Origin of the sequence: Chryseobacterium fluminis, from assembly GCF_026314945.1 — a bacterium.
In the GTDB taxonomy this organism is placed as follows: Bacteria; Bacteroidota; Bacteroidia; order Flavobacteriales; family Weeksellaceae; genus Chryseobacterium; species Chryseobacterium fluminis.
Map to the genome: position 1 here is coordinate 4,155,647 of NZ_CP111121.1, position 12,017 is coordinate 4,167,663.

Sequence of the window (12,017 nt, forward strand, 5' to 3'; positions counted from 1 at the left end):
TAAACCCAATCCCCATGAAAAAAATTCTCTTCCTCATTTTATTCAAAACAACGGAAATTTAGATTATGGCTGGAGATAGTATCTTCCGGATCTTGGAAAATGGAGCGGGATAGATCTGTTATCGGAGCAGTATATCCCAACCAGTCCTTATGCTTATGTCGCGATTAATCCTGTTTCGAGGGTGGATTTTGACGGAAGACGGTTTAATGATGATGGCACTATTGATGTTTCCGGACATACACCCGGTTTTGTTACAGGTAAACAGTATCAGCAGTCTTTTCTGGGAAGAACTCCTGATGAAGGCGGCGGTGGCGGATATACCTTTTCAGGAAAGGATGCCATGTCTATGTTGATTATTTTGCAAACGGAAAGTATGGGAGCACTTTCTTTTAGTAACGGCGAGGCCATATGGTGGACAGGAATTAAGAAACAAACTACTTATAATATTGCAGGTGACATTTACAGTGAGGGTGAGATTGGAGAAATGCATAGATCGACAATGAGTAGCAATGATGAACCTAGCTTTTTTTGGTGATTTCATTGAAGGTGTAATATATGCAGATAGAAGTAATTTCGTATCAACTTCAGCTTTCATTGGATGTAGTGGTCTTCATTTGAATGAGTATTAGGGTCTTTTAAAACTAGGAGCGAAAGGAGGATCAATAAGTACTTTAAGACAAGTATCAAAAAATTTAAAAATTGTACACAACAATACCAGATAGAATTGCTTCAGGTATAGATAATAGTAGATTGGGAACAGGTTTTAATATTTTTAGTGAACTAAACGATTAATTTATGAACATTAATAATTTTTTTGATTATCATTATTATAGAATAGCAAAATTTTATTATAATAGAGATGGAGCTGATGCGACAACAGCTTTAATAAGTGTATCAGCAGTCCAAGGATGGATTATTGTGAATATATTACTTTTCTTTAAAGAATTATTTTTTCAAGGCGAAAAAATAAAATATGGATGGATTTTTTTTCTAATAATTATGGTAGGAACTATTGTTTACAATAAAAAAAAATACAGAAAAAAATATTTTCTTTTGAGAGATCAATGGATCAATGAAAGCAAAGGCGATAAAATTAAAAAAGGTATACTGATTATTTTTACTATTATAATTTCTTGGTCACTAATATTTTTTAATGTATTTATTTTTAATAAGATTAAATAATTAATTCATGAAAGTACCCTAGCGAAATTGCTAGGGTTTTAATTTTAAAAATTCTGAAAATCAATTGACTATTCATGTTTTGAACCAAATATTACCGAATTGTATGACATTGAGTGACAAGTCGTATGAAGAAATTAAACAGCATTTCAATAAATAGAGAAGTTTTAACAGGGTGTGAAAATGTATATAAAAATCCAAAAATGCATCTGGATTATAAAATTTATTTTACATGGCTTCATTGATCGGATATGAAGGAGCACATTGGGGAAGTCCTATTCATGGGAAGGCAGGATAGGGATCCTGATATTAAAATTCTTGGAATATACATATAGCAGACATGGAGCAAGTACAGTTCCAGAATTATTCGCTATCCTGCTACTGTTATTGATAAAGTTCAAAATTATTGGTCAAGATTAGACCGGGCCTCGTCTATCTATTGGAACAGTTTATCAAAAAAATAAAATATTATGAGAAACATATTATTGATTTTTAGGTTAATTTTTAGCATCAGTTTATATTCACAAATCAAAATGAAATTTGAATTTTGACAAGTATACTAATCCGTCTCACAAGTTATTCAGTGAGACGGATTTTTATTTTATCTTTACAAAAAACTAAATCCAATCTCCATGAAAAAAATCCTCTTCCTTACTATCTGTGCCTTTATCATCCTTATTGGCATAGTTTTAATCAGGACCTTCACCTATCCTTTTAAAAAAATAGCTTCAGGAGAGGCCGAAGGCTGGAAACCGGTGAAAAATGATTCTGCGGTGCACCGGCTTTCCGGAGGCATTAAAATTCCTACGGTTTCTGCCGGGGAATTGGGTAATTTTGATTATTCAACGTTTGAGATATTTAAAGCATATTTAAAAAAATCGTATCCCGAAATTTATCAGAAGACAGAGCATTACGAGATCAATACCTACGGACTGGTTTTTAAATGGAAAGGTAGCGATCCTGCGCTGGATCCCATTTTATTTCTTTCTCACATGGATGTTGTGCCTCCCGGGGATGCGGATGTTAAGTCAAGAGAGGAAAATGTTTTCAGACCTGATGATCAGGCTTTGCCTCCCGTTTCCAAAGTCGCGGAAGGCTGGGATTATGCTCCCTTTTCCGGCGCCGTTGCCCATGGCAGAATTTATGGAAGAGGAACGATCGATATGAAAGGAATGCTTTTTTCTTTAATGGAATCCCTTTCAAACCTGATTAAAAATAAGCATACTCCGCAACGTGATATCTATATGGCCTTCGGTTTTGATGAAGAGGTGGGCGGACAGAAAGGAGCGGCACAGATTGCTGCGGATTTTAAGAAAAAGGAATACACTTCGATGCCGTGTATGATGAAGGCGGACTGATTTTAAGAAAGGGGAGTATAGCAGGAATACATTCTGATATAGCCGTAATCGGCTGTGCTGAAAAAGGTTTTCTTTCTGTAAAAATTAAGGTTAAAGGGCTGGGCGGTCATTCATCGATGCCTCCCTCAGAAAGCGCGATCGGAAAGGCGGCCATCATTATGCAGCGGCTGGAAGATCAACAAATGAAACCGGTAATCACCCCATTGATTAAAAATTTCTTTGATAATATCGGAGGATCCATGCCGTTTGCCAGCAGGCTTGCGATTTCCAATCAGTGGTTACTGAAACCTTTGCTTTTATCTCAGCTGACTAAAAATAATTCTACCAATGCGCTGGTACGGACCACCACTGCACTTACAATGATGAAGGGAAGCGACGGACCGAATGTGCTTTCTCCGGAAGTCGAATTTGTAGTTAATTTCAGATTACTGCCCGGAAATACAATAAAAGATGTAAAAGAACATATTGCCAGGGCTACAAAAGGTTTTGACGTAGAAATTCAGGAAATTGATAATACCAAAGAAGCGTCAATGGTCTCATCTGCCCATACCAGATCCTTTAAACTGATAGAAGAAGGAATCAGGCAAATTTATCCTGATGCAGTTGCCACTCCTTACCTTACCATTGCCGCAACAGATGCCTTCAAGTATCAGATCGTAAGCAAAAATATCTACAGGTTTATGCCGCTCAAGATCAATGAAGCGGAAAAACAGAGCATCCACGGTACCAACGAATATATCAGCATCGAAAACTATTTAAAAATGATTCATTATTTTGAATATGTGATGATGAATTATGATAAGTAAAAAGTAAAAAGTAAAAAGTAAAAAGTAAAAAGTAAAAAGTAAAAAGTAAAAAGTAAAAAGTAAAAAGTAAAAAGTAATTTTTCTTAAAGTTCTGAATTGAATCCTGAAAATGAGTCTCTGGAAAAATTCCCCCGTTTTTATTTTAAAAATAATTTTACAATCTTTGAAATAATTTTTTAAAGCGTCAAGTTTTGACGCATTACGCTCCTAGATTTGTCGTATCAAAATGACAAAGCTATGGAACTGCCGTTTTATTTAAGTTTTAAAGAATTCGAGAATGCCTATTATAATGATCTTGAAAAATGGTTTGAAGAATATCATAATGCCAGCGAGATCGATTATCTGAAGGCTCTTGCCAATCTTTACAGCCCTTATGTGTATTATAATTTTACGAATGACAGGCTTATGGCAGATGCTACCCTCGAGATCAAAGACTGTTTTTTTCCCTATTACGATAAGCTCGGGATTGCATTCTGCACATCCTGTGAAGATGAAGACAGAAAACGTTTCAAAAATACGAAAAATATGAACCATATATTCGAATGGAAAACCATTACGATGATGGAATATGCACAACATATTTTAGACAAGATTAACAGACATTATTCCAGGAATAAAACCGATCAGCATAAAAGTATTTTAGATTCCCTTAATGATCATCAGATCATCACCTACAGAGAAGGCGCCGGATATTGTGTCAACTACCGTCAGCATCAGTCAACCATTCCTTTTTTGAAAGCGTACCTTCCGGTATGCGGACTGAACGTTGATATGGCAGTGTACAGGGATTTTATTTTCTCAATCGTTCATATTGCAGAATATATCGATTACAAACTGAAAGAGATAAATGCCTCCGAGTACAGTATTTATTCAAAACTTAAATCCCATGCCAAATTTAAAGTCCAGATGAGCCACCAGTTTCTGACCATTTGTAATTAATTACGCACCAACATTCATAACTAGATTATATCGTCTGAAAATATTTAGATAAAATTTTCAGACAAAACCACCTGATCAGGACTGTTCAGGTGGTTTTCTGTTAAATTGAATATTTATAAAATAAAAGCTCCCGGATGTTTTTGCCCGGGAGTTTGGGTATTATATAATGACTTAGCTCAGCATGACCTCTGACGTCTTAAGTTTTAAGAGTAAATTACTAAAATCATTGCGCAAAACCGCGATGTCTGTAGCTGAAGAATCCGTTTGGCTTTGTGATTTTGTAATGGGAGTATTGATAATCATGCCCCGGCTGTTTGTGTCATCGTAACCTGAAATGTTGACAGGAAAACCGTCTGTATATTTTCCGAGCACTTCCACAACAATATCCAAGTCCCAGAGACTATTCGTAAGCATATCATCATCACTCTGCCTGAAGGAAATGCTTGATTTGTTATTCTTAATATATCCCCCTGTAGAAACAGGGAGTTTTCTGAAATCATTCAAAGTCCCGGTATAGCTCAGCGGATTGACACTGGAAACTGAAATGATTTCCTCTTTTATATTGGTGAAATCACTGTCATACTAATATCCTTTTGTGGTTACCTTAAGATAAAGATCCCCCGCTGCAAAATCTGATGTGAGATCATCAAAAGTAAGATCGATATATTTTCCGGACGGAATCCTTTGTACAGTAAAACTTTTTCAAATACAACGCTAAAGTCACTTGAGGGAAGAAAACTGATCATTCTTCGAATCGCAGGAGCATCGTTGGTTACTCCGTCTCCGACAGCCCCGAACCTTTTAACATAAACGGTCCTGTTGGAAAGCCACTCAACATCTGCGTAATATTCGCTTCCCTTTTGTCTGTAAATAATACCATCTGATCTTATTGGGCGTCATGAAAGACCCATCATGCCAGAAATCAACTTTTTAAAATTAACATTTTTCATGGGTATAGCTATCGACTAATTGTACCAGATCATCGTTTGGATAAGTACTTCCTGTTGAGAAAAAAGCTTCTGTGTAAATCATTTTGTAATGGGTTTAATTGATAATTGTCGTTAAGAATTCTTGTACGGGGAGGGTTAATTAACTGGGACAAAAGTAAGGTCACACAACGTCAGAACTTGACGCAACAATTTTCAAAATACTAAAACTTATACACTTTTATTCGGAACAATACGGTTAATCAAGTATCATATGACTTAATGCAGCAAGGTATCAGATAGCTCAATTATATGTATATATTACTTGATTCGGATAAACAATATTCAGTTTATCAAGTAAATGAATAAAATTTAATTAATTGGATTAAATAAAAATGGTATATTTGTGAATAATATACGGTATGATCTATTTTTTTAGTCATATTATATTTTTTAAAGAAAAATTTTACATAAAACACTATTAATCCTAAATAATTAAAATGAAAAAAAGTATTACATTCTTTTGTATGATTGCATTTAGCTTCAGCTATGCACAGGTCGGTATTAATACGACAAACCCTCAGGGAGTATTCCATGTTGACGGAGCTAGGGATAACCCATCCACAGGTGCTCCTACAACTGCTCAAATTAACGATTTCATTGTGACCTCCACAGGAAATGTAGGAATTGGAATTGTAGCCCCACAAAAAAAACTTGACATTAACGGGATCAGTATAAAAAGTTGGGGAGAAAAATTAATAAATGTAATTTTACCAGATGTCATCTGAGAAAGAATTATTAAAATTACTGTTACCGGAATATCTGGTTGAATACTTTGATATTACCCATTTTGAAGAAAAAGAAGGATTGCTTCATCTTTATTTTGAGGAAAAAAATACTGTTCCCAAAGAGCTTTCCTCTTTGCATCTACAATCCAAAGGCTTTCATGAAGAAATCACGGTTAATGACTTTCCTCTCCGTGGAAAACCTGTAAAACTTCACATCAGACGAAGAAGATGGACCGATATAAAATCTGGTAAGATCCTGCAGAGAGACTGGAATCTCATTGCCGTTGGAACCCGCATGACAAAGGACTTTGCGGAGTTCTTAAAAAAAATCAGCCGATACTAAAGCCCTTCCCTTAGAAACCATCGGTGAGATGTATGGGGTACAGGGAAAGACATTCCGCAGGCAATACAAAAAATCATTAAGCGGGTTCAAAGACTGGCTCCAAAAGCCCCATGCGGAAGATTGGATTCTTTATCCGGAAAATTGCTCCTCTTCTCTGTCTCTGGATGAAGTTGCTCTTTCCCAGGGAGAATTATACACGGTTCTTACTTCCAAAAAAGCAAAAGGCAGGAAAGGCAGTATTGTTGCCATTATCAAAGGTACACAGAGTGAAGAGGTCATTGAGCAGCTTCTGAAAATAAACAGGAAGCTTCGCAAAAATGTAAAGGAAATTACCCTTGATATGGCCGGGTCTATGAAGCTTATTGCCAAACGCTGTTTCCCTGATGCTATTAAGGTCATAGACCGGTTCCATGTTCAGAAGCTCGCCACTGAAGCCCTTCAGGAATTAAGGATCAACTACCGTTGGGAAGCTATAGAATGGGAAAATAGCCTGCTCGATGAAGCAAAGAAAAACAGGGAGCCTATTGAGATAGAAACGTTTGAAAACGGTGATACCCGCAAACAGCTTCTGGCAAGAAGCAGGTATTTACTCTACAAAAGCAGGGAAAAGTGGACGCCTTCTCAAATGCAGAGAGCTGAAATTTTATTTACAGAATATCCTGATTTAAAGAAGGCATATGGGTTATCGGATGGATTAAGAAAGATTTACAATCAGAATATTCCCAAATCTATTGCCATGACAAAGTTAGCGCATTGGTTCAGGGATGTTGAAACATCAGGTTTTAAATCATTCTCAGTTTTAAGAAAAACAATAATGAATCATTACAGCGGCATCTTAAACTTTTTCGACAGAAGAAGTACCAACGCTTCGGCAGAATCTTTTAATGCTAAAATTAAAAACTTCAGATTACAGCTTCGGGGAGTAAAAGACAAAGCATTTTTCCTGTTCAGACTCTCTCAACTTTTTGCATAGTCCCCAACTTTTGTTCATGATCCCTTACTAAGACCGCAGCAAATGTGTATACCATTACCAATAACGGAAATGTGGCAAGAACCTATACATTGACTATTTTCAGGTTGTAATACGTAATATAATTGAGCATTGCCATGATCAAATTTTAATTTTGATAAGTCTGAAAAGACTGAACCCGGCATGAAACAATAAATATAAGAAACCCATAAAATGACAAACCTGTAATTCCGGAAATTACAGGTTTTATTTCAGGCAAAAAGCAATTTAATAAATTGTTTTAATTCCTGTTCAGTAGTATGTTCAGTCTTTATAATTAATACGATATACAATATAAAGTGGTGTGGAATAACAGAAGTACCAAAATTGTCATTAGAGAATTAATCTGCACGACGACTGAGTACACATGTGAACAATGTAAAAAGCCGGCAGGAAAAGTTCTGCCGTTTGAAATTCCTATATTACCGTATGATAAAAATAAAAAGTCTTAAGCATAAAACCTAAGACTCTGATTTTCAGCAGAAAGGAAGGGATTCGAACCCTCGATACAGTTACCCGTATACTACCTTTCCAGGGTAGCTCCTTCAACCACTCGGACACCTTTCTAATTGAGATTGCAAAAATACAGTAATTTCTTGAATAAGCAAATTATTATGGCAAAAAATTACTCAGATATTTCTCCACATAAGCTTCTGGAGAAGTTATCGGCAAAACTTCCCCTGTAGTCTGGGTTGTCAATTAAATGCATGGCCTTGGTAATAGCACATTCAGCCGTCATGTCCTTTCCGCTGATAGCACCGATTTTTGAAAAGATATTGCTGTTTTCATATTTTCCGAAGGATATTCCGCCTGAAATACACTGACTCACCACCACGATTTCAGTTCCGTTGTTTCTGATCTGCTGTAGGATTTCTATCGTCTTTTCGCTGCTGAAAATGGTTCCTGAACCGAAAACCTGAAGAATAAGAACTTTCATTCTGGGAATTTCTTTAAAATGATTCAGTTTCATTCCCGGAAAGATCCTCCAGAACAGAACATTGTCACAAATATGTTCATCTACATGGAATCCTATTCGCGGATCGCAACGGTAAAGATTGTCTTTAATAATATTCAAGTGTACTCCCGATTGCCCAAGAATAGGGTAGTTGGGACTTGAATAGGCATCAAAATACTCTGCAGAATATTTCAGCGTTCTGTTGCCTCTCAGTAATTTATATTCAAAATAAATCGCCACCTCCTGAATCACGGCTTCATTTTGCTCGTATAAACTCGCATAATACAGGCTGGTCAGAAGATTTTCCTTCGCGTCCGTTCTTAAATCACCGATCGGGAGCTGCGAACCGGTTAAAATAACGGGTTTTGTAAGACCTTTTAACATAAAGCTTAGTGCCGAAGCGGTGTAAGACATCGTATCTGTGCCGTGAAGGATTAAAAACCCATCATACTGATTATAGTTTTTGTGGATGTAATTAGCAATGATTTTCCATTCTTCCGGCCCCATATCCGAAGAGTCAAGGGGTTTTGCGAAGGGATGCACGAAAACTTCACACTCCATCAGTTTCATTTCGGGCATTTTTTCGAAGATATTTCCAAAATCAAAAGCCCGGAGACTTCCGGTTTCATAATCCTTTTCCATACCAATGGTGCCTCCAGTGTAGATGAGCAGTACTTTTCGTTTCATGTAGCTGTTTGTATTAAAGTAAAATGAACCTCAGTTCAGGTTCATTCCTCAAAATTACGTTAATTTGCAAAGATTTGAAAATGAATGAAACGTTTATGACAGAATTTTACAGCACTAAGGCTGTCATGATGCGCGTTACCACGGTATACTGAAAAAATATATGATTATCAGATGAAAGATTTAGCACAGACTTTTGAATATTTAAAACAGTTTTTAACCGAAGAACGGTTGGCAAAAATTCATCATTTCTCCCGGGAAAGTTCTGATTTTATCCTTCCCGTTGTAGAAGATGTCTATCAGTTCAGAAATGCAGCAGCAATTGTACGTTCTGTGGAAGCATGCGGTTTTCATAAAGTGGTGGCTTTGCAGGAAGAATACAGCTTTGAGCCCAATCTCCGGGTCACAAAAGGAGCAGATACCTGGGTTGAGGTTGAAAAGCTGCCCCGGAACATGGAATCTTTTCAGAAAATTAAAGACAGAGGATATAAGATCGTGGCCGTTTCCCTGGAAAAAAATGCGAAAATGCTTCCGGAATATGAAATTACCGAGCCCATTGCTTTGGTTTTCGGAACTGAAATGGAAGGGGTTTCTCAGGAAATTCTTGATTTTGCGGACGAAACACTGGCCATTCCCATGTACGGTTTTACCAGGAGCTTTAATGTGTCAGTGGCGGCTTCCATTTGTATGTATGAATTGAAACAGAAACTTCTAAAATCTGATCTGGATTATAAGTTAAATGAAGAAAAACTTTTGAGAATGAAGATCATCTGGGCGGTAAATTCTATGAGAAGCGGACCACAAATCTTCGAAAAATACCTGAGAGAAAATAATATCGACTGGAAATAATCAGTCGGAAAGAAAAAAGAGAAGGCCTGCAAACCTTCTCTTTGTGTTATTTATATCATCTGATAATAATTCCATGCTGCGACAAAAACACCTGCAGTCTCCGTTCTCAGTCTCTGATTTCCGAGTGATACTGCTTTGATCTGATTTTCTGCCAGAAATGCAATTTCCCTTTCGGAAAAATCACCTTCGGGGCCTATTAAAAAAGTAAATTGTTCACATGAAGGAATGCTCTTAAGATCAATTCTTTCTAAATTTTCATGGCAATGGGCAACAAACGTATGTTCGGGATCGGTATTCTTCAGAAAATCGGTGAGTTTTACAGCGTCGTTGATTAACGGAAAATGAAATCTCAGGCTTTGCTTTGATGCGGCCACAGCCTGTTTTCTGATTTTGTCAATATTAATATTTTTACGCTCCGTTTTTTCAGTTATGATAATACTGATCTCAGAAATTCCCATCTCTACGGCCTTTTCTACAAAGAACTCAATTCTGTCGATGTTTTTGGTAGGGGCAATAGCAATGTGAAGTCTTGGGTTAAAATCAAGTGAACCCATCTTTATTTCGGAAACTTCGATATTTGCTTTTTTACCTTCAACAATAAGTTTTCCTGAAGCCACATTTCCTTTGCCATCGGTCACATGAATTTCCTCTCCATTCTTCATACGGAGAACTTTTAAAATATGCTGTTGCTCCTCTTCATTAATAATTACTTGGTTATCAAATATTTCCCCGTAAAAAAGTTTCATAAAGTCAATTGTTTTTAAAACGTAATTTCGTTCTCGCTTAAAAATGCTACTCCGGTTTTTATTGTGGTGTAAACATCACCTTCGCAGTCACGGTAAGAACATAGATAAATTTCTTCCACCCAGACATTATTCATGAAAATCATATTCAGATATTCATTTTTTCTCAGATTGTTTTTAATAGAAAGATAATCTCCTTCTTTAGGCTCATATGCGAAACTGAAAACGTTCTCCGAATTTATTTTTTCAATAATTTCTTCTTTTATATTCTGAATATATCCGGTTTCTGAGCTTGCGGGAAAATAATCCGTTGAAAGCCCTGAGGTATCATTTTTCCCGGTGATGGTTTCTAATATCCAATAATACTTAGAGTTCTTTTTAGAATGCTTTCCGAGTACTTTTTCTTCTAAGAGTATTTTCATAAATCGTATTTAGCTGTTGCAGAAGTCCTCAAATCCGTAAATTCACCTCTTTCATATTTCAACTGCGCCACCATGGCGATCATCGCTGCATTATCGGTTGTATATTCAAATTTCGGAATATAAATATTCCAGCCGAGTCTTTTATGATTTTTCTGCATCGCTTTTCTTAACGCGGAATTGGCAGAAACACCACCGGCAATCGCCACTTCCCTGATTCCTAAATCTTTTGCCGCTTTTTCCAGTTTATTCATCAGTATTTCAACGATGGTCTTCTGAACCGAAGCACAGAGATCAATTAAGTTACTTTTAATAAAATCAGGATCTCTTTTTACCTCTTTCTGGATGAAATATAATACAGAAGTCTTTACTCCACTGAATGAATAATCGTAATTTTCAAGTTTGGGTTTATTAAACTTAAAAGCGTCAGGATTTCCATTTCCAGCCAGTTTATCGATAATAGGGCCGGCCGGGTAATCCAGGTCAAAGATCTTTCCGATCTTGTCAAACGCTTCGCCCGCCGCATCATCGGTAGTTTTTCCAATGATTTCCATATCAAAATAATCCTTTACCAATACGATCATGGTATGACCGCCACTTACGGTAAGGCACAGAAAAGGGAATTTAGGCGGCATAGGATTTGCATCCTCAATGAAATGCGCTAAAATATGCGCCTGGAGGTGGTTTACTTCAATTAAAGGGACATCCAGACTCATTGCCAAAGACTTAGCAAATGATGTTCCCACAAGCAGTGATCCTAAAAGTCCGGGGCCGCGTGTAAATCCTATAGCAGAAATTACATTTTGTTGTATATTTGCTTTAGTTAAAGATTTTTCAACAACGGGGATGATATTTTGCTGATGTGCACGCGAAGCCAACTCGGGAACAACGCCTCCATATTCTTGATGGATCGCCTGATTCGCTGCAATATTAGACAGAATAGAATTTCCCTTGATGATAGCTGCTGATGTATCGTCGCAGGACGATTCAATACCTAAAATTATAGAGTCGCTCATAAT

General features: G+C 36.8%; 14 protein-coding genes and 1 tRNA gene. 9 read left to right on the plus strand and 6 right to left on the minus strand.

The window, feature by feature from the left end:
* Window positions 1-181 precede the first annotated feature (181 nt).
* The 5 genes from ODZ84_RS19005 (at window position 182) to ODZ84_RS19025 (ending at window position 4,282) form a co-directional block, all read left to right on the plus strand.
* Window positions 182-535 (plus strand): hypothetical protein, encoded by a 354-nt coding sequence (locus ODZ84_RS19005; protein ID WP_266173962.1) that lies wholly within the window; start codon window positions 182-184, stop codon window positions 533-535.
* A 260-nt stretch (window positions 536-795) separates the two neighbouring features.
* Window positions 796-1,182 (plus strand): hypothetical protein, encoded by a 387-nt coding sequence (locus ODZ84_RS19010; protein ID WP_266173963.1) that lies wholly within the window; start codon window positions 796-798, stop codon window positions 1,180-1,182.
* 629 nt (window positions 1,183-1,811) lie between these two features.
* Complete coding sequence (locus ODZ84_RS19015; protein ID WP_266173965.1) at window positions 1,812-2,537, plus strand: M20/M25/M40 family metallo-hydrolase; 726 nt, start codon at window positions 1,812-1,814, stop codon at window positions 2,535-2,537.
* Window positions 2,516-3,343, plus strand: a complete 828-nt coding sequence (locus tag ODZ84_RS19020; protein WP_266173966.1) for a peptidase dimerization domain-containing protein — start codon at window positions 2,516-2,518, stop codon at window positions 3,341-3,343. Before ODZ84_RS19015 ends, ODZ84_RS19020 begins: the two co-directional genes overlap by 22 nt.
* A 237-nt stretch (window positions 3,344-3,580) precedes the next feature.
* Complete coding sequence (locus tag ODZ84_RS19025) at window positions 3,581-4,282, plus strand: hypothetical protein (protein WP_266173967.1); 702 nt, start codon at window positions 3,581-3,583, stop codon at window positions 4,280-4,282.
* Window positions 4,283-4,453: 171 nt separating this feature from the next.
* On the opposite strand, the gene ODZ84_RS19030 is transcribed toward ODZ84_RS19025, so the two are convergent.
* Entirely contained in the window at window positions 4,454-4,786 is a 333-nt protein-coding gene (locus ODZ84_RS19030; RefSeq protein ID WP_266173968.1) for a hypothetical protein, read from the minus strand.
* Between the two features lie 922 nt (window positions 4,787-5,708).
* Here ODZ84_RS19030 and ODZ84_RS19035 point away from each other — a divergent pair.
* The 3 genes from ODZ84_RS19035 to ODZ84_RS19045 are packed head-to-tail and all read left to right on the plus strand — an operon-like array spanning window position 5,709 to window position 7,312.
* Window positions 5,709-5,996, plus strand: coding sequence for a hypothetical protein (locus ODZ84_RS19035; protein WP_266173969.1), 288 nt, complete (start codon window positions 5,709-5,711; stop codon window positions 5,994-5,996).
* A complete protein-coding gene (locus ODZ84_RS19040; RefSeq protein WP_266172843.1) occupies window positions 5,986-6,339 on the plus strand; it encodes an ISAon1 family transposase N-terminal region protein in 354 nt (117 codons plus the stop codon). The genes ODZ84_RS19035 and ODZ84_RS19040 overlap by 11 nt, the downstream gene beginning before the upstream one ends.
* Before the next feature lie 28 nt (window positions 6,340-6,367).
* The gene (locus ODZ84_RS19045) at window positions 6,368-7,312 is read left to right on the plus strand and encodes an ISAon1 family transposase (RefSeq protein WP_266172842.1); all 945 of its coding nucleotides are present in this window, start codon (window positions 6,368-6,370) and stop codon (window positions 7,310-7,312) included.
* Window positions 7,313-7,828: 516 nt separating this feature from the next.
* Here the strand turns inward: ODZ84_RS19045 and ODZ84_RS19050 are convergent.
* Window positions 7,829-7,915: transfer RNA gene (locus ODZ84_RS19050), tRNA-Ser, on the minus strand.
* 58 nt (window positions 7,916-7,973) lie between these two features.
* Window positions 7,974-8,990, minus strand: a complete 1,017-nt coding sequence (locus ODZ84_RS19055; RefSeq protein ID WP_266173970.1) for an asparaginase — start codon at window positions 8,988-8,990, stop codon at window positions 7,974-7,976.
* A 171-nt stretch (window positions 8,991-9,161) separates the two neighbouring features.
* On the opposite strand from ODZ84_RS19055, the gene ODZ84_RS19060 reads away from it, so the two are divergent.
* The gene (locus ODZ84_RS19060; protein WP_266173971.1) at window positions 9,162-9,836 is read left to right on the plus strand and encodes a TrmH family RNA methyltransferase; all 675 of its coding nucleotides are present in this window, start codon (window positions 9,162-9,164) and stop codon (window positions 9,834-9,836) included.
* A gap of 50 nt (window positions 9,837-9,886) precedes the next feature.
* Here ODZ84_RS19060 and ODZ84_RS19065 read toward each other — a convergent pair whose 3' ends face one another.
* From ODZ84_RS19065 to tsaD, 3 genes are read right to left on the minus strand one after another with little or no spacing between them, the layout of a single operon-like run.
* A complete protein-coding gene (locus ODZ84_RS19065; protein WP_266173972.1) occupies window positions 9,887-10,582 on the minus strand; it encodes an RsmE family RNA methyltransferase in 696 nt (231 codons plus the stop codon).
* Between the two features lie 14 nt (window positions 10,583-10,596).
* Window positions 10,597-11,001, minus strand: coding sequence for a hypothetical protein (locus tag ODZ84_RS19070; RefSeq protein ID WP_266173974.1), 405 nt, complete (start codon window positions 10,999-11,001; stop codon window positions 10,597-10,599).
* Window positions 10,998-12,014 carry a tRNA (adenosine(37)-N6)-threonylcarbamoyltransferase complex transferase subunit TsaD gene (gene tsaD / locus ODZ84_RS19075; protein WP_266173975.1) on the minus strand — a complete coding sequence of 339 codons (1,017 nt, stop codon included), beginning with the start codon at window positions 12,012-12,014 and terminating at the stop codon, window positions 10,998-11,000. The genes ODZ84_RS19070 and tsaD overlap by 4 nt, the downstream gene beginning before the upstream one ends.
* Window positions 12,015-12,017: the final 3 nt, after the last annotated feature.

Excerpts from the sequence above, each read along its gene's own strand:
- ODZ84_RS19010 (WP_266173963.1), top strand. The coding sequence starts at position 796 with ATGAACATTAATAATTTTTTTGATTATCATTATTATAGAATAGCAAAA.
- ODZ84_RS19015 (WP_266173965.1), top strand. The coding sequence starts at position 1,812 with ATGAAAAAAATCCTCTTCCTTACTATCTGTGCCTTTATCATCCTTATT.
- ODZ84_RS19025 (WP_266173967.1), top strand. The coding sequence starts at position 3,581 with ATGGAACTGCCGTTTTATTTAAGTTTTAAAGAATTCGAGAATGCCTAT.
- ODZ84_RS19035 (WP_266173969.1), top strand. The coding sequence starts at position 5,709 with ATGAAAAAAAGTATTACATTCTTTTGTATGATTGCATTTAGCTTCAGC.
- ODZ84_RS19040 (WP_266172843.1), top strand. The coding sequence starts at position 5,986 with ATGTCATCTGAGAAAGAATTATTAAAATTACTGTTACCGGAATATCTG.
- ODZ84_RS19045 (WP_266172842.1), top strand. The coding sequence starts at position 6,368 with ATGTATGGGGTACAGGGAAAGACATTCCGCAGGCAATACAAAAAATCA.
- ODZ84_RS19055 (WP_266173970.1), bottom strand. The coding sequence starts at position 8,990 with ATGAAACGAAAAGTACTGCTCATCTACACTGGAGGCACCATTGGTATG.
- ODZ84_RS19060 (WP_266173971.1), top strand. The coding sequence starts at position 9,162 with ATGAAAGATTTAGCACAGACTTTTGAATATTTAAAACAGTTTTTAACC.
- ODZ84_RS19065 (WP_266173972.1), bottom strand. The coding sequence starts at position 10,582 with ATGAAACTTTTTTACGGGGAAATATTTGATAACCAAGTAATTATTAAT.
- ODZ84_RS19070 (WP_266173974.1), bottom strand. The coding sequence starts at position 11,001 with ATGAAAATACTCTTAGAAGAAAAAGTACTCGGAAAGCATTCTAAAAAG.
- tsaD (WP_266173975.1), bottom strand. The coding sequence starts at position 12,014 with ATGAGCGACTCTATAATTTTAGGTATTGAATCGTCCTGCGACGATACA.